Origin of the sequence: Rhodococcus sp. H-CA8f, from assembly GCF_002501585.1 — a bacterium.
Classification (GTDB): domain Bacteria; phylum Actinomycetota; class Actinomycetes; order Mycobacteriales; family Mycobacteriaceae; genus Rhodococcus_F; species Rhodococcus_F erythropolis.
This window is the reverse complement of sequence record NZ_CP023720.1, coordinates 3,690,765-3,707,403: the sequence shown is the minus strand read 5'-3', so window position 1 is coordinate 3,707,403 and position 16,639 is coordinate 3,690,765. Positions and strand designations below refer to the sequence as shown.

Genomic DNA, 16,639 nt, shown 5'->3' with positions numbered 1-16,639 from the left:
ACCAGCATCTGCTGGTAGCTCGGCCCATTTACTAATCTGAACTGAATCAGCTCATGTTGCCGAGCACATTGCCCAAGACACCGCTGATGACATTGGTCATCGACCCCTGCGGGTCGGTCAGGGAGCCGAATACCTGGCCTGATCCGGAGTTGAGTGAGCCGAAGCCCATGTCCTCGAGGCTTCCGGCGCCCGCCTCGACGGGGTTCGGCTGCCGGATGGTGACGCAGACGCCCATCGGATTGATGTTCCAGTCGCCCGCCGCCAGCACAATGTTGGTGCCGGCGCCGCTGTCGAGCTGCGTGCCTACAACTGCGTTATCGGGAACTTTGTAGGTGGTTTCCAAAGCGATGACGCCGCCGCCCGCAGTGGTCCATCCGCCGCCCTTTGCCACCACGGAGTTGTTGCCGACAACGACGGTCTTGGTGACGTCGTCCCACTTCTGGTCGCCGATAAGCCATTTGACGTTCAGGCGAGCCTTGACCAGCTGGAATCCTGCCGGGTGGAAATCGCGGATCTGATTGACGAGGGCTCCGGAACCGGAAACCTTGGTGATGTAGGTGACCGTCTGACCCGCGGCGACCTTGCCATCGCCGACAACCTCCTTGCTGACGGTGTACGGCGTCCCGAGGGAACCGGCCCAACTGTCGGTGACCGACTGGTTGAGCGCGCATGCCGGTGCTGCTTGCGCCACCGAGGCTCCAAGTCCAACAGTGACGCCGGCGGCGATGAGAACGAGGGATGTAGTGGTTGCTACTGCGTGGCGAAGTGAGCGGCGGGCCATGTAGAACTCCATTCAGCGGGGTGCGTGACGGTTTGAGCAAAACTGTAACTAGTTCTACTGGACTTTCGTCCAAATTGTGGGGATTTCAGAAAATTGTCACGGTTCGGGTCGCCGTTGGTGTGTCGCGCTGCCGAATTCCACAGGTTCTGAGTTGTCAACAGGTTGTTTTCGGGTGGCTTGGTTTTGTGGTGGTGGATCGAGGGTGGTGGTTGGGACGCGTTTCGTATGGGGCGGGCGCGGGGTGTGAGTGGTGGGGGCTGTGATGGCGAGGAATATGGCGTTGGGGGCTCGGGGCGAGGATGTGGCTGTCGAGTTCCTGATCGATTCTGGTTTGGAGATTGTCCAGCGCAATTGGCGTTGTCGGTACGGCGAGTTGGATATTGTTGCGACGTCCGGTGATCGGATTGTGTTCGTGGAGGTGAAGACTCGGTCGGGTGTCGGGTACGGGAGTCCGGCGGAGTCGGTGACGTTCGCGAAGCAGCGTCGGATTCGAGTGTTGGCGATGCAGTGGCTCACTGACTCGGGTCGGTCGTGGTCGAGGGTGCGTTTTGATGTGGTGGCCGTGTTGATCGGCCGCGACGGCGTACCTTCGGTCGAGCATTTTGTGGATGCGTTCTGATGGCGTTGGGGCGGGCGCATTCTGTTGCGGTCAGTGGCGTGGACGGGCAGATCGTGGAGATCGAGGCGGATATCGGGCGCGGGTTGCCTGCGGTGCATCTGGTGGGGCTGCCTGATACTGCGTTGCACGAGTCGCGTGATCGGATTCGGGCCGCGGTGACCAATTCTGGTGAGGAGTGGCCGGACAGCAAGGTGATTTTGGCGTTGTCGCCGGCGACGTTGCCGAAGGTGGGCAGTGTTTACGATTTGGCTTTGTCGTTGTCGGTTCTCGATGCGGCGAAGAAGTTGCCGCGGAAGTTGTTGCGGGAGACTGTGTTTTTGGGGGAGTTGGCGCTCGACGGGCGTTTGCGGACGGTGCGTGGTGTGTTGCCTGCGGTGCTTGCGGCGAAGCGGGCGGGGTGGGGGACTGTGGTGGTTCCAGCTCGGGCGTTGGCTGAGGCGGGCCTGGTGAAGGGGATCGAAGTGCTGGGAGCTGACGATCTGTCTGCGGTGATCGGGTGGTTGCGTGGTGAGTTGGCGCTGGCTGTTCCTGATGTTTTCGAGCGTGCGGATGTGGTGACGGTGCGTGATTTGAGTGAGGTTGTCGGGCAGACGGATGCTCGGTGGGCGATCGAGGTTGCTGCGGCGGGTGCGCATCATTTGATGTTGACGGGTCCGCCGGGGATCGGGAAAACGATGTTGGCGCAGAGGCTTCCGGGGATTCTTCCGCCGTTGACGGAGGGGGAGTCGTTGGAGGTGACGGCGATTCATTCGGTGGCGGGGGTGTTGCCGGAGGATCGGCCGTTGATAGATATGCCGCCTTTCATTGCGCCGCATCATAGTTCGTCGGTCAGTTCGCTGGTGGGTGGTGGTAGTGGGATGGCTCGTCCTGGTGCGGTCAGCCGCGCCCATCGCGGCGTGCTGTTTCTCGACGAATGTGCCGAGATCGGGGTGAAGGTGCTCGAAGCGCTACGCACGCCACTCGAAGACGGGGAAGTACGAATCGCCCGGCGGGACGGAGTTGCGCGGTACCCGGCGCGGTTCCAGCTGATCCTGGCCGCCAATCCCTGCCCATGCGCGCCGCCGCGAGACGCGGATTGTGTATGTGCACCCGCGGCGCGTCGCCGTTACCTGGGGAAATTGTCCGGCCCGCTCTTGGACCGAGTCGACATCAGGGTCCGGATGCAGGCCGTTGCAACCGGAGCGCTGATCGACGAAGTAGGGGAAAGTACCGGCGATGTTCGTGCGCGCGTGGCGGCGGCTCGGGACACTGCAGCCCAGCGGTGGAGTGAGTACGGGTGGCGGACCAACGCGGAAGTACCAGGGCCGGCGTTGAGACAGAAGTTCAGACTCTCGCGTGCGGCGCTGGCGCCGGTGGAACGGGCGCTGCGCAAAGGTGTCATCACTGCTCGTGGGGCGGACCGAGCGTTGCGGGTTGCCTGGAGTGTCGCCGATCTGGCAGGTGAGGCGATGCCCGGACCAGACCAAGTTGTCACCGCACTCGACTTCCGAGACAGGGGATTCCAATGACTGCACACGATCCGCGACTACTCGCTTGGGCATATCTGTCCCGCGTCGTGCAGGGCCCAAGCGCGTATATGTCCATGTTGATCGACGAGCTCGGGGTCGAAGAAACTGCGAGGGCGGTCCGCAACGGCGATCTGCCACCCGCGATCGAGGACAAGACGCGAGCCCGCGCTCACATCGACACAGCCCAACGAGACCTCGACCTGATGGAGGCGATGGGTGGCAGGCTCGTAACACCGAACTGCGCCGATTGGCCGGCGTGGCGAATGCTTTCCTTCGACGGACTCGATGCCTCCGGGGGTGAGACGGCGCCATTTGTGTTGTGGGTGTTGGGGTCCGGGGATTTGGTTGATCTGACCGAGAGATCGGTTGGGATTGTCGGCACGCGAGCATCTACTGCGTACGGCGAACACGTGACGGCAGAGATTGCCGGTGACCTCGCTGTCGACGGATGGACCGTGATTTCCGGGGCGGCCTTCGGTATCGACGGGGCCGCGCACCGCGCTGCATTGGGCGTAGGTGGAAACACACTGGCTGTCTTGGCCTGTGGGGTCGATCGAGCGTATCCGTCAGGGCATGCGCGACTACTCAAACAGATAGCGAGTTCGGGTGCAGTGATAAGTGAGTATCCACCGGGCACAACACCTGCAAAGTTCCGGTTTCTGGCAAGGAATCGACTGGTAGCTGCGTTGTCGGACGGAGTAGTGGTGGTCGAGGCGGGTTGGCGCAGTGGTGCACGCAATACCGCCAATTGGGCCCGGAAATTGGGCCGCCCGGTAATGGCGGTGCCCGGGCCGGTTACTTCGGCATCGTCGACCGGATGTCACCGGATGATCCGCGAAGGTGAAGCGCAACTCGTTTCCAATGCCGTGGATGTAGTCGAAGCGTCAGGTCCATTTGGTGTCGGGGATTCCGCGGAGGATGCAGCCGCTACACGTGACATCGACGCATTGCGGGGCAATTCTCGATTGGTATACGAAGCATTGCCGGGAACAGGTTCACGTAGTACGCGTGAGCTGTCCGAGGAATCGGGATTGCTCATAACGCAGGTTCGTGCAACTCTTCCTCTGCTCGAACTCGAGGGGTTTGCGAGTTCTGATTCGAGTGGATGGTTTCGGACGCGGTAGCGTGTGAACTTGATTGTGCTCGTCCGGTGGGCGGGTGGCGATGCCCACTAACCGTTCCGGCGAGAACGAAACTCGAATACCCTCGCGATGCTGGTAATTGCACGTCAGGACTGCTTTTCGTGAACTCGATCGGCCTGTGTGCAGCGTTATTCTCGACCCAGCTTTGCAGACCTGGCCGTGAATTTAACGGGCCTCAGGAAAGTCTCAGGTCAATGTGCTTTGAAGTCTGATTAGTCTGGATCCCCTGAGTGCGGGTATTGATTGGTGCGTCGTTAACCCGCTGCTAATTCGGACCATTGAGTCTGTTCGGAAATGGCACAGGTTTCCGGACTTCTTTTGTTCATCAACGCTCTATCTGTGTATTGTGAAGGAGAATTGAATCGATCATTGAAAGAGGAGTGCAATGGCTGAGAAGCTGATTCGGCAACTCATCGACGACCTTGACGGTAAGCCGATTGACGATGGATTCGGTGATCGAATTGAGTTCTCTTACCAGGGAACGGATTACGTGATCGATCTGCGCGCCACCAATGCAGAGAAGTTCGACGCTGCGGTGAAGCCGTTCGTCGAGGCGGCGGCGAAGGTGAGCGGGAAGCGTGGCAAGAAGGCGCAGGCTGCATCTCCGCAGGCCACGTCGGGTTCTGGCCGCTCCAAGGAGACGCTCCAGGCCATTCGTGATTGGGCGGGTAAGAACGGTTACGAAGTTGCTCCGCGCGGGCGTATCAAAGCGGAAATCATCGACGCTTTCGACGCTGCACACTAGGTTGAATTAATACCTCCTCTGGCCCCTGGCGAACCTCGCCGGGGGCCAGAGGCGTATTTTACTATTGCTTTGCTGAATTTCTCCGATAGCGATGTGCTGCCTGATCATGCACGAGTTCTGATTCGGAAATTTGGCTGCCACCGACGAATTTACCCGGCAGAGTGGTCGGTTTATTTCGTTGCGCACCGTGGTCTGTCGCGCGCGGGGCGGATGTGCCGGGGGAGGCATTTTGTCCATGCGCTGCAATTGTCGTGTACCTTAGTTAGGTAACACTAACTTTTGGAAGGATCTTTCTGTGGCCAAGCCGACAACTGCATTGACGGTTCTGCGGACCGAACAATTGACTCCCCATATGGTGCGAGTGTTTCTCGGGGGACCGGGCTTCGAGTCCTTCACTCCCAGCGAATACAGCGATTCCTATGTAAAGATCGAATTCGGCACTCCTGATCAGCCGATACTGCGCACCTACACGATTCGTTCGTACGATCTTGATGTCAAAGAGATTGCAATCGATTTTGTCGTCCACGGCGACATGGGAGTTGCAGGTCCGTGGGCCGCGTCCGTTCAGCCGGGCGCTGAGATTACCCTGCGTGGACCGGGTGGCGCGTTTTCGCCGTCACCATCCGCTGATTGGTATCTCTTCGTCGGAGACGAGACCGCAATACCTGCTATTACTGCTTCGATAGCGAGATTGGCGCCGGATGCGGTCGGCTACGCCGTCGTCGAAGTCGGGGGGCCGGAAGACGAAATCGCGCTCGATGCCCCAGAAGGTATTGCCGTGACCTGGCTGCATCGCGGAGCATCGTCCGATGCGGTCGGCGAAGAATTAGCTGGCGACAACGCTCCGGTTGTCGCCGCGGTCAAGGCACTCGAATGGTTGCCGGGCGAACCGCACGTGTTCATTCACGGTGAAGCACAAGCCGTCATGCACAACCTCCGGCCGTACATTCGCAAGGAACGAAATGTCCCGGCGGCGGCTGCTTCTATTTCCGGCTATTGGCGTCGTGGTCGCACCGAAGAAGGCTTCCGGGTCTGGAAGTCCGAACTCGCCGCGGCCGAAAACTAACTCGCGGTGGCCTTGCCGCGAGTCAGTAACACGAGCGCAACGGCCGCGAGAACTCCGAAGGTGGGAATTGCGATTGCCATCGGCACGGCAGTGTCTTCTCCCGCAATTCCCACCAACGGCGAAACCAGCGCTGCCAAGCCGAACTGGCCCGCTCCCATCAGGGCTGAACCAGTTCCGGCCGCGTTGGTGACCTCTCCTTGGGCGAGAGCGGTTGCATTGCCCATGATGAACCCGATGCTCGAAATCGCCACGAACAGCGGGACCAAGATCAGCCATGTATTCGTGGAACTGAAAACCACGCTGGTACAGAACAATACGGCGCCGCCAATGAGGAGCAGGCACACCCCGAAACGCAGCAGCGTGCGAGCTCCGACGCGACCGAGCAGGCGAGTGGTGATCATCGCTGCCGTGACCATTCCGGTGGCGTTCACTGCGAACACGATCGAGAATTGTGACGGACTCAGCCCGAGAACATTCTGAACGACGAACGGTGACGCGGAGATGTACGCGAACAAGGCGCCGAATCCGAAGACGAATGCGAGCGCATATCCGAGGTAGTGCCGGTTTCGGACCACGTACTGCAGATTCGAGATCAGGGCCTTCAAACCACCGCCATGGCGTCGCTCGGGTGGAAGTGTCTCGGGAACGAGCAAAACGACACCAGCCACCATCACGGCGCCCGCGACAGCCAGGACCCAGAAGATTCCGCGCCATCCGACGGGGCCGAGAAGTGCGCCGCCGATCAGTGGCGCGACCACGGGAGCGATACCGCCGATGATCATCATGATGCTGAAGAGCTTCGCTGCGTCGTCGCCACGCGCTCGGTCGGCAATACAAGCGCGGGCAAGAACGATGGCAGCGCCTCCACTCAAGCCTTGGACGAGTCGTGCACCGATGAGAAACTCGATGTTCGGCGCCGCAGCGCATGCCGCGCCGCTCAGTGCCGTGACGATTGTCGCGGCCAGCAGTATTCGTCGCCTGCCAAGTCCGTCGGAGATGGGACCGATGATCAGCTGGCCGATTCCGAGGCCTGCCATGAAGGTGGTCAGCGTGAGTTGAACGCTGGCCGCAGTAGTGTCGAGTGCATCCGCCATCAAAGGTAGGCCGGGCAGGTACATGTCGATGGACAGTGGAGCGATTGCGGAAATCAGTGCCAGTACACACAACATCTTCAGAGGAATTGCTCGATTCACCGATCAACCCTATCGGCGAGGCAGCTTGCGGTTTCAATCGCGGCGAGCGAGCGTGTGTTCATGACTGACGCATTGCCGGCGAGCTTGAGCGTTCACCTCGATGCGTATGCCGAGCACCTCCGACTGAGCCGAGGCCGGTCGGAACACACGATCCGCGCCTACGTCGGTGACGCGCGGGCATTGCTGGCCCATTTCTCCGCGGGTTCGGAGAATGCAGATCTCGACCGCCTCGACCTAAGTGTCATGCGTTCGTGGTTGGCCGCCCAGAATGCCGTAGGAACAGCCCGTACGACGGTAGCTCGACGGGCTTCTTCGGCGCGTGGTTTCACTGCGTGGCTCGCGCAGACCGGACGTATTTCCGTCGACCCGGGCACACGTCTGGCGGCTCCACCTGCTCGTCGCACGCTGCCGACGGTGCTGCGTCAGAGCCAGGCACTCGACGCAATGGATGCAGCGGAAAGCGGTGCGCAGCAACAAGAGCCGCTCGCCCTGCGAGACCGACTCATCGTGGAATTGTTGTACTCCACCGGAATTCGCGTCGGCGAGTTGTGTGGACTGGACGTCGAGTCCGTCGATGCTGATCGACGTTTGCTTCGTGTCCTCGGCAAGGGGAACAAGGAGCGATCAGTGCCATACGGCCTGCCTGCAGAATCGGCACTGAACGGGTGGCTGGAGCACGGACGACCCGCGCTGAGTTCGGATAGGTCCGGGCGAGCATTGCTCCTCGGAGTTCGAGGCGGCCGGCTCGATCAGCGTCAGGCGCGTTCGGTGGTCCACGAAACCATGGCTGCAATTCCAGGGGCTCCCGACATGGGTCCGCACGGGCTTCGGCACTCGGCTGCGACACATTTGCTGGAGGGTGGTGCAGACCTTCGTGTGGTCCAAGAACTCCTCGGGCATGCGAGTTTGGCGACCACTCAGCTGTACACGCACGTGTCGGTCGAACGCCTTCGATCGGTCCACGATCAGGCCCATCCACGCGCCTAGATTGTGAAGCGACGCGAGTTCTCGGCCGGTATTTGGTAGCGTCGCAGCTCAGAAGAGTGAACAATCGGCAAGTTCGATCGTCGTGTCGAGACACTCGATGACATGCGAAATCCGGGGGATTCGTGAACCGCCAAGATGTGAAGCACCTGCCGAACAGCGGCCAACCGGCCTGGCTGTCCGAAGCGCCGCAACCGGCTCCCGAGCCGGCGCCGACGCCGGAGCCTGTGGCACGACTGCAAGAGGTCTGGACCACGCCACCGCCACCGTCGAGCCAACAGCAGGTGACAAACCAGGATCTGGTTGCCGAAGCTTTACTGAAACGCCCTAAACGGACGCCGCGTGGCGGATGGCGTAGGGGATTGCATCGTGCGACCGGAGGTGTGGTCAATCTGGGGGATTCGACCAACGAACAGCGCAACCGTGCACTGGCCGCCCGAATCGAGCAGCCGATCCGTAACGACTACCGAGTCGCTTTGCTCTCGCTCAAAGGGGGCGTGGGCAAGACGACGGTCACGGTCGGACTCGGTGCGACATTTGCTTCGCTTCGTGGTGACTGCGTCGTGGCGGTTGACGCCAATCCCGATTTCGGAACTTTGGCGCAACGTGTTCCGCTGCAGACCAATTCGACGGTGCGCGATCTGATTGCTGCTAGACCGGACATAAAGAGCTATTCGGACGTTCGAGTGCACACATCCCAGTCGTCGAGTCGTCTCGAGGTCCTGGCGAGTGAGCAGGATCCGGCGATTTCGGAGGCATTCAGCGAGGCGGACTATCGCCAGGTCATCGACATCTTGCAGGTCTACTACAACATCATCCTCACTGATTGCGGTACCGGGATCATGCACTCGGCGATGAACGGCGTTCTCGATCTTGCCAATTCGTTGGTTCTCGTCAGTTCGCCGGCAATCGACGGAGCGCGCAGCGCAGCGGCAACGCTCGATTGGCTTCAGTTGCACGGATACGGCCATCTGGTCGAACGGACCGTCGTCGTCATCAGCGCCGCCCGACCAGGGTCGAGCGTGATCGACATGGACGCTTTGGTGGACTATTTCATGCGTCGATGCCGCGCCGTCGAGGTCATTCCTTTCGACGAGCATCTCGCGGAGGGGTCGGTGATGGACCTCGAGTTGATGCGACCGGCCACCAGACGAGCGTTCATGGAACTGGCAGCGATGGTGGCCGACGACTTCGCGGACGCTGTGGGTCGGCACGCCGTTTCCGAGTGGCACTGATTCTGCGACCGATTTCTGCGACCGGTCAGCCTCCTTTCAATGGCTTGAGCCTGAGCGGTTGCGTCCGAACGAGTCCGAGTGGATTGAGATACTCGCGTCCACGGCGCAAGCCCCAGTGCAGACATGCTTCGACAGCACACCCTTCGTGCCCGGTTTCGAGGGTTCCGATCACGGCCCTGGCGGCGACGCGTTGACCTGCGCGAACGACTGCCACGACGGGTTCGTAGGTCGTGCGTAGGCCGCCGGAATGATCTATCGACACCGTCGGCTTTCCGGCGACCACTCCCGCGAACACCACAATGCCGTCGCCGGCCGCGAGGACGGATTGGCCGGCACTGCCGCCGAGATCGACCCCGCGATGACCCGGCAGCCAATTCTTGGCCGGTTTGTCGAAAGCGCGTTCCACGTGCGGCCGGGGAGCGAGCGGCCAGTCGAAACGCGTGTCTGCCGACGCCGTGCCTACGGCGACACAGCAGGAGATCACGGCAACGACCACTCCTCGTCGAGCTCCGAGCAACATCGTCATTCCTTGATCTTGCGTGGAGCCACGCGCGCTTCAATGCAGATCAGACGGGTAATCCACAAGATGATCGCCGATCCACAACCGCCGGTTCGGTCTGTTGCTTACAGGGTGGTTATGGCATCGGCGGACGAGGACGTACACTTGTCGAGCGGTCTGTGCTCGCACAGTCCGACTTCGCGCGCCCGCGCACGTTTTCCGGCCTCGGCTGGTCCTGGTTCTCACGAAACAGGTCCGACGGCCGTGCGGGTGCCAGGGCAGGGATCACCCGATCGCCTGCATCAACCGGATTGAAAGTTTGAGGTACACAGCCATGGCTGTCGTAACCATGAAGCAGATGCTCGATAGTGGAACCCACTTCGGACATCAGACCCGTCGCTGGAACCCGAAGATGAAGCGATTCATCTTGACCGACCGCAACGGCATCTACATCATCGACCTCCAGCAGACGCTGACGTACATCGACAAGGCGTACGAGTTCGTCAAGGAGACCGTTGCCCACGGCGGCACCGTCCTCTTCGTCGGCACCAAGAAGCAGGCGCAGGAGTCCATCGCTTCCGAAGCGACTCGCGTTGGAATGCCCTACGTCAACCAGCGTTGGCTCGGCGGCATGCTCACCAACTTCACCACTGTTCACAAGCGTCTGCTTCGCCTCAAGGAGCTCGAGGCAATGGAGCAGACCGGTGGATTCGAAGGTCGCACCAAGAAGGAAATCCTCATGCTCACGCGTGAGATGACCAAGCTGGATCGCACCCTCGGTGGTATCCGCGACATGGCCAAGGTTCCTTCCGCGGTGTGGATCGTCGACACCAACAAGGAGCACCTGGCAGTTGCCGAGGCTCGCAAGCTGAACATCCCGGTCATCGCGATCCTGGACACCAACTGCGACCCCGACCTCGTCGACTACCCGATCCCGGGCAACGACGACGCCATCCGTTCCGCAGCACTGCTGACCAAGGTTGTCGCTTCCGCGGTTGCCGAAGGTGTGCAGGCACGTGCAGGACTGAGCGCCGACAAGGACGCGAAGCCCGAAGCCGGCGCAGGCGAGCCCCTCGCCGAGTGGGAGCAGGAACTGCTCTCGCAGGCAGCTCCGGCTGCAGAGGCTGAGGCAGCTCCGGCTGCAGAGGCTGAGGCAGCCCCCGCCGCAGAGGCACCGGCCACCGAGGCCTGATTCGTTGAAACCGGCCCTGACCAAGAGTTCTTTTGGTCAGGGCCGTTTCACCGTTAGGCCCGAGCACCACCGTCAGGCCGTGCTTCACCGCTAGGCCGTGCTTCACCGTTAGTCCTAGGTCCGAAACAGACACATGAGGAGGCTCGCTAATCATGGCGAACTACACCGCCGCTGACGTCAAGCGGCTCCGTGAGCTCACCGGCTCCGGAATGATGGCATGTAAGAACGCACTCGCAGATGCAGACGGCGATTTCGACAAGGCCGTCGAGCAGCTGCGCATCAAGGGCGCGAAGGATGTCGGAAAGCGCGCAGAGCGCACCACCGCTGAGGGTCTCGTCGTCGCCAAGGACGGCGTCATGATCGAGATCAACTGCGAGACCGACTTCGTCGCCAAGAACGACGAGTTCATCAAGCTGGCCGACGAGATCGTGACCGTCGCTGCTGCTGGCAAGCCTGCGGACCTCGACGCTCTCAAGGCGCTCGAGCTCGACGGCAAGACCATCGACACCGTCATTGCGGAGCAGTCCGCGAAGATCGGCGAGAAGCTCGAACTGAGCCGCGTCGCTTCCTTCGACGGCCCCGTTGCCGTTTACCTGCACAAGCGCAGCTCCGACTTGCCGCCCGCTGTCGGCGTTCTCATCGAGTACACCGGCGAAGGCGATGCCGCCGCTGAGGCCGCTCGCGGCGCTGCAATGCAGGTCGCAGCACTCAAGGCAAAGTACGTCACGCGTGACGAGGTTCCCGCTGAAATCGTCGCTTCCGAGCGTCACATCGCCGAGGAGACCGCCCGCGCAGAAGGCAAGCCCGAGCAGGCTCTGCCGAAGATCATCGAAGGCCGCGTCAACGGTTTCTTCAAGGACGTCGTTCTGACCGAGCAGTCTTCGGTCACGGACTCCAAGAAGACCGTCAAGGCGATCCTCGACGAGGCAGGCGTGACCATCAAGCGCTTCGTGCGTTTCGAGGTCGGCGCCTCCGCTTAATTCGGAGCCCGTACACATGGACCCCGCCTGAAGAGCATTTGCTCTACCGGCGGGGTCTACGTGTACCTGGGGCCTCCGATGAGGCAGGATAAGAGTGCTTCGGGACGAGTCCCGGGGGCTTTCCTATGTCGCGGTGTCCGATTCGGCGGCAGAAGAAGAATGAAGGACCTACAAGGTCTTGTATCGAACTGAGGAGAACAATGTCCGAACCAGCCAACGAACGTCCAGGATTCAAGCGGGTCCTGCTCAAACTCGGCGGCGAAATGTTCGGAGGCGGCAAAGTCGGTCTCGATCCCGACGTGGTCACCAAGGTGGCTGAGCAGATCGCAGAGGTCGTTCGATCGGGCGTACAGGTTGCAGTGGTCATCGGCGGCGGAAACTTCTTCCGCGGAGCGGAACTGCAGCAGCGTGGCCTCGATCGCGCGCGCTCCGACTACATGGGCATGCTCGGCACCGTCATGAACTGCCTCGCTCTGCAGGATTTCCTGGAGAAGGCCGGCGTCGATTCTCGAGTGCAGACGGCAATCACCATGGGACAGGTCGCCGAGCCGTACCTTCCGCTTCGCGCACGTAGACACCTCGAGAAGGGGCGAGTAGTCATCTTCGGTGCCGGGATGGGTATGCCCTACTTCTCCACCGACACCACTGCTGCGCAGCGCGCGCTGGAGATCGGTGCCGAGGTAGTGCTGATGGCCAAGGCCGTCGACGGCGTCTACTCGGCCGACCCGCGTATCGACCCGGACGCGACGATGTACGAACAGATCACGCACCGCGAGGTCATCGAACGTGAGCTCAAGGTCGCGGACGCGACGGCGTTCAGCCTGTGCATGGACAACTCGATGCCGATGATGGTGTTCAACCTCCTCACCGAAGGAAACATCGCTCGCGCGGTGTCCGGTGAGAAGATCGGCACCCTGATCAAGTCGTGAGTGACACCCAAAAAATGATGCAGAACAACATGGAGGAACAGCCGTGATCGATGAAGCGCTCTTCGAGGCAGAAGAGAAGATGGAAAAGGCTGTCACGGTAGCCAAGGACGATCTCGGCTCGGTTCGCACCGGACGCGCGAACCCCGGTATGTTCTCGCGCATCGTGATCGACTACTACGGTTCGATCACGCCGATCACGCAGCTCGCGAGCATCAACGTCCCCGAGGCCCGCATGGTCATCGTCAAGCCGTACGAGGCTTCGCAGCTCAACGCGATCGAGACGGCGATCCGCAACTCGGATCTCGGCGTGAACCCGTCCAACGACGGCAGCATCATCCGCATCTCGGTTCCGCAGCTCACTGAAGAGCGTCGTCGTGAACTGGTGAAGCAGGCCAAGTCCAAGGGCGAGGATTCGAAGGTCACACTGCGCAACATCCGCCGCAAGGCGATGGACGAACTCGGCCGGATCCAGAAGGACGGTGAAGCCGGCGAGGACGAGGTCGGTCGCGCAGAGAAAGAACTCGACAAGACCACGGCGAAGTACGTGCACACGGTCGAGGAACTCGTCAAGCACAAGGAAGCAGAGTTGATGGAGGTATAGCCTCCTCATTTGCAGTGTTTGTCGTCGGGAGTAGATCAGGGAGTTTGGGTGCACGCACAAGAGGGAACCGCCGGTGGTCCCGTCACGGACGGGCCTACGGGCGGCGCTGAGGGCGCGCAACCGCCGAAGTCGAAGGCGGGCAGGAACCTACCTGCCGCCATCGGCGTCGGAGCTGGTCTCGGAGCCTTGGTCATCGGCACTTTGATCTTCCTGCCCCCGGGATGGATCGCTGTCGTCGCGATCGCGATGTTCATCGCGACGTGGGAGGTCACCACGCGACTTCGTGAAGCCGACATCGAGGTGCCGCGAATTCCGCTTCTCGTCGGAGGGCAAGCCACGATCTGGCTCGGCTGGCCGTGGGGACCGGTCGGGGTGCTCAGCGGATTCACCGCGACCGTCCTGGTGTGCATGGTGTGGCGGTTGTTCGACCACGGGCTCAAGGCGACCCCGAAGAACTTCCTGAGAGACACCTCCATCACGGTGTTCGTTCTGGCGTGGATCCCGCTGTTGGCGTCATTCGGTGCGTTGATGGTGCTCGAAGACGACGGACCGGGTCGCGTCTTCGTCCTGATGATCGGTGTCGTGTGCTCCGACATCGGTGGCTACGCGGCCGGAGTGCTGTTCGGGAAGCACCCGATGGTGCCGGCTGTGAGCCCGAAGAAGTCCTGGGAAGGATTTGTCGGCTCCCTCATTTTCTGCGTCATCGGCAGCCTGCTTTCGGTGACGTTGATCCTCGACGCGAACTCGATGATCGGCGTCCTGCTCGGTGTCGTCCTGGTGGTAGTCGCGACGGTCGGAGACCTGATCGAATCGCAGATCAAGCGTGAACTCGGCATCAAGGACATGGGAACCCTGCTTCCCGGCCACGGCGGAATCATGGATCGCCTGGATTCACTCCTGCCGTCGGCATTTGTCACCTGGCTGATTCTGTACGCACTCGTCTGATTTCGCGTGCGTGATTTCTTCTCCGGCCGTTCCAAGCCGATCCCCAGCCCGAACATCTGGCATTGGCCGGGCGTGTACGAAATCGAGAACCGCGCGCAGGACGTCGACGGTTCCATCTGGGCCGCGATGCGAGCCCAGGTCGACTGGTCTGGACGCGACGTCGTCGACGTCGGCTGTGGGGCGGGGTTCCATCTACCGGAGTTCGCTCGTACTGCCCGTCGTGTTGTCGGAGTGGAGCCGCACGCACCGCTGGTGAAGGCCGCGCGGGAACGAACCCGCGATTCGGCGTCGATCGACGTAGTCCAGGGTTCAGCAGAGTCCACGGGTCTGGTGGATGCTTCAGTCGATCTCGTTCATGCCCGTACAGCGTACTTTTTCGGCAAAGGCTGCGGCCCGGGAATTCGTGAAGCCATGCGCATCCTGAGGCCCGGGGGAGCTCTGCTGATCGTGGATCTCGATGTGAGCGCCGGCCCGTACGGAGAGTGGATGAGGGCGGATCTGCCCAAATACGATCCCGCGGCGGTCGAAGGATTCTTCGAGGCTCAAGGGTTCTCGCTCACGCGTGTCGACGCCCGGTGGGAGTTCGAGAATCGAGACGACTTGCGGCGGGTACTCGGAATCGAGTTCACCGAGAAGACTGCCGAGCGTGCGTTCTCGCAAGTAACGGGATTGGGCTTCACGGTGCGATACCGGATCCATGTTCGGTCCAAACCACGATCACTCGAACTTGCGTGAAAGCGGGCTCGAAAGACGAACGTCAGGCGCTCCGACTTGAGCGCCTGACGTTTTCTGCACCGATTCAGTAGTAAAAAAATCAGTGATCGGTGGGGATGTGGAACAGGGTGGCGAGCTTGTGAATCTTCTTCGCCTTGGCGAGCTTGGGCAGGTCGCTGCCATCGCGCACGCGTGAACCGTCTTCGCCGAGATCGTCGATGACATTCTGAGCCCAGATCGCGTCGGCCACGGAGGGACTCAGTCCCGCGTTGACGGGGGCAGTCTGCGCGGTGGTCATGCAGAGTTTGCCGGCCATACCGAGTGACAAGGTGATCGCACAGTCTCGGGCGAGCAGATCCAGATCGGGGCCGAGCGTGGGACCGTCGATCGGCGGAGCGATGCGTGCCGCGCGGCTGGCGATGGTGAGCCGCGAACGCGGGTACGACATCGACGTGGGGGAGTCGTCCATCCCAGTGTCGCGCCGGAAGTCGCCGCTGCCGAATGCGAGACGGAAGATGCCGTCAGTGCGTGCGATCTCGGGCGCAGCCTCGAGTCCTACCGCGGATTCGACGAGAGCAAGAATCTTGGTGCCTTCGGGAAGTCGCTCGGCCGTGGCGTCGGCCTGCTGACCGCTTTCGGTCTTTGCGAGCATGACACCCTCGAGTCCGGGGAGGCCCGCGAGTGCGGCCAGATCCTCTTCCCAGAACGGTGTCGTGGCGTCGTTGATCCGAACCCAGGCGTGATTGTGTTCGCTCAGGAATGCGGCGACATCGCGGCGGGCCGCCGGTTTGTTGGGTGCGGTGACGGCATCCTCGAGGTCGAGAATGACGGCGTCGGCCGCACTCGCGAGTGCGGCGTCGAAGGTGTCCGGTTTGGACGCGGGGACGAGGAGCCAGGATCTTGCCTGTTGCGGGGCAATACGCGAGGTCACAGGTCTCTCCATGTGAGTAGTCACATCGGGGCCTTTCGGGTGATTTCCACGACAACAATGATGCCTGCTTACTCGCGGGTAGACCCAATTGCGTAACTAGATTTCAGTCACATCTGCCGCTTCGCTGCGCGCCGGATCTGAATGATGCGAACCCCGCCTGCCAACGCCATGATCAATGCGCCCGCGATCGCGGAGAGCAGGATCGTGATTCCGAGCGGAAAGTCGATTTGCCAGGCCAGGATCTTGACGGAGACGCTCTCGAGGTTCTGCAAGATGAACACCAGCAGCATGATCAGCACGATTGCGCCGATGACCAGGCCAACCCACGTCGTCGCAGCCCTGGTTCGGTCGGTTACCGCGGTTCCGGTCGGCACCGGTTCAGGCGTCGGGTTCGGTTCGGGATCGTGTTTTTCGACTGCCTTGTCCTCGCCCACCTTCGGAAGTTCCGGGTCGGGACCGAAACCGTCGGCAGGGCCGTACACGGGGGAGTTCGACGGATCCTCTGGTGTGGTTGACATGACATGATCATCACGCAACCTGCGCAAAGTTGCACGGGTAATCCGGCCACAATCGGG

The 16,639-nt window shown here is 61.4% G+C and carries 18 protein-coding genes; 13 read left to right on the top strand and 5 right to left on the bottom strand.

The window, feature by feature from the left end:
* Positions 1 to 46: 46 nt before the first annotated feature.
* Positions 47 to 781 (bottom strand): hypothetical protein, encoded by a 735-nt coding sequence (locus CPI83_RS17230; protein WP_003942731.1) that lies wholly within the window; start codon positions 779 to 781, stop codon positions 47 to 49.
* A 262-nt stretch (positions 782 to 1,043) separates the two neighbouring features.
* Between CPI83_RS17230 and CPI83_RS17225 the strand changes: the two genes are divergently transcribed.
* The 5 genes from CPI83_RS17225 to CPI83_RS17205 all read left to right on the top strand — a co-directional run bounded on the left by CPI83_RS17225 (position 1,044) and on the right by CPI83_RS17205 (position 5,861).
* A complete protein-coding gene (locus CPI83_RS17225) occupies positions 1,044 to 1,400 on the top strand; it encodes a YraN family protein (protein ID WP_097388202.1) in 357 nt (118 codons plus the stop codon).
* The gene (locus CPI83_RS17220) at positions 1,400 to 2,908 is read left to right on the top strand and encodes a YifB family Mg chelatase-like AAA ATPase (protein ID WP_021333044.1); all 1,509 of its coding nucleotides are present in this window, start codon (positions 1,400 to 1,402) and stop codon (positions 2,906 to 2,908) included. The genes CPI83_RS17225 and CPI83_RS17220 overlap by 1 nt, the downstream gene beginning before the upstream one ends.
* A complete protein-coding gene (gene dprA, locus CPI83_RS17215; RefSeq protein WP_097387489.1) occupies positions 2,905 to 4,032 on the top strand; it encodes a DNA-processing protein DprA in 1,128 nt (375 codons plus the stop codon). The genes CPI83_RS17220 and dprA overlap by 4 nt, the downstream gene beginning before the upstream one ends.
* 403 nt (positions 4,033 to 4,435) lie before the next feature.
* Entirely contained in the window at positions 4,436 to 4,795 is a 360-nt protein-coding gene (locus CPI83_RS17210; RefSeq protein WP_003942721.1) for an Lsr2 family protein, read from the top strand.
* Between the two features lie 295 nt (positions 4,796 to 5,090).
* On the top strand, positions 5,091 to 5,861 hold the full coding sequence (locus CPI83_RS17205) for a siderophore-interacting protein (RefSeq protein ID WP_097387488.1): 771 nt from the start codon (positions 5,091 to 5,093) through the stop codon (positions 5,859 to 5,861).
* Here CPI83_RS17205 and CPI83_RS17200 read toward each other — a convergent pair.
* The gene (locus CPI83_RS17200) at positions 5,858 to 7,030 is read right to left on the bottom strand and encodes a multidrug effflux MFS transporter (RefSeq protein WP_097388201.1); all 1,173 of its coding nucleotides are present in this window, start codon (positions 7,028 to 7,030) and stop codon (positions 5,858 to 5,860) included. The two genes, CPI83_RS17205 and CPI83_RS17200, sit on opposite strands and share 4 nt — an antisense overlap.
* Before the next feature lie 84 nt (positions 7,031 to 7,114).
* Here CPI83_RS17200 and CPI83_RS17195 point away from each other — a divergent pair, with 84 nt between their 5' ends.
* Entirely contained in the window at positions 7,115 to 8,041 is a 927-nt protein-coding gene (locus CPI83_RS17195) for a tyrosine recombinase XerC (protein WP_020969346.1), read from the top strand.
* 122 nt (positions 8,042 to 8,163) lie between these two features.
* The gene (locus CPI83_RS17190; protein ID WP_019747985.1) at positions 8,164 to 9,273 is read left to right on the top strand and encodes a MinD/ParA family protein; all 1,110 of its coding nucleotides are present in this window, start codon (positions 8,164 to 8,166) and stop codon (positions 9,271 to 9,273) included.
* Between the two features lie 25 nt (positions 9,274 to 9,298).
* Here the strand turns inward: CPI83_RS17190 and CPI83_RS17185 are convergent, their stop codons facing one another.
* Positions 9,299 to 9,793, bottom strand: coding sequence for a M23 family metallopeptidase (locus CPI83_RS17185; protein WP_232816770.1), 495 nt, complete (start codon positions 9,791 to 9,793; stop codon positions 9,299 to 9,301).
* 313 nt (positions 9,794 to 10,106) lie between these two features.
* On the opposite strand from CPI83_RS17185, the gene rpsB reads away from it, so the two are divergent.
* From rpsB to CPI83_RS17155, 6 genes are all read left to right on the top strand, one after another.
* Positions 10,107 to 10,964, top strand: coding sequence for a 30S ribosomal protein S2 (rpsB, locus tag CPI83_RS17180; protein ID WP_003942709.1), 858 nt, complete (start codon positions 10,107 to 10,109; stop codon positions 10,962 to 10,964).
* 152 nt (positions 10,965 to 11,116) lie between these two features.
* Positions 11,117 to 11,944: a translation elongation factor Ts gene (gene tsf, locus CPI83_RS17175; RefSeq protein WP_019747987.1), complete on the top strand. Its 828-nt coding sequence runs from the start codon at positions 11,117 to 11,119 to the stop codon at positions 11,942 to 11,944.
* Positions 11,945 to 12,144: 200 nt separating this feature from the next.
* The gene (gene pyrH / locus CPI83_RS17170) at positions 12,145 to 12,873 is read left to right on the top strand and encodes a UMP kinase (protein WP_019747988.1); all 729 of its coding nucleotides are present in this window, start codon (positions 12,145 to 12,147) and stop codon (positions 12,871 to 12,873) included.
* Between the two features lie 43 nt (positions 12,874 to 12,916).
* Positions 12,917 to 13,474, top strand: coding sequence for a ribosome recycling factor (gene frr / locus CPI83_RS17165; RefSeq protein WP_003942777.1), 558 nt, complete (start codon positions 12,917 to 12,919; stop codon positions 13,472 to 13,474).
* A 48-nt stretch (positions 13,475 to 13,522) separates the two neighbouring features.
* Positions 13,523 to 14,419: a phosphatidate cytidylyltransferase gene (locus CPI83_RS17160; protein ID WP_003942673.1), complete on the top strand. Its 897-nt coding sequence runs from the start codon at positions 13,523 to 13,525 to the stop codon at positions 14,417 to 14,419.
* A gap of 6 nt (positions 14,420 to 14,425) precedes the next feature.
* Positions 14,426 to 15,154: a class I SAM-dependent methyltransferase gene (locus CPI83_RS17155; protein ID WP_097387486.1), complete on the top strand. Its 729-nt coding sequence runs from the start codon at positions 14,426 to 14,428 to the stop codon at positions 15,152 to 15,154.
* 79 nt (positions 15,155 to 15,233) lie between these two features.
* On the opposite strand, the gene CPI83_RS17150 is transcribed toward CPI83_RS17155, so the two are convergent.
* Positions 15,234 to 16,076 carry a CoA ester lyase gene (locus tag CPI83_RS17150; protein ID WP_030244636.1) on the bottom strand — a complete coding sequence of 281 codons (843 nt, stop codon included), beginning with the start codon at positions 16,074 to 16,076 and terminating at the stop codon, positions 15,234 to 15,236.
* 95 nt (positions 16,077 to 16,171) lie between these two features.
* A complete protein-coding gene (locus CPI83_RS17145; RefSeq protein ID WP_180279630.1) occupies positions 16,172 to 16,582 on the bottom strand; it encodes a lipopolysaccharide assembly protein LapA domain-containing protein in 411 nt (136 codons plus the stop codon).
* Positions 16,583 to 16,639 lie beyond the last annotated feature (57 nt).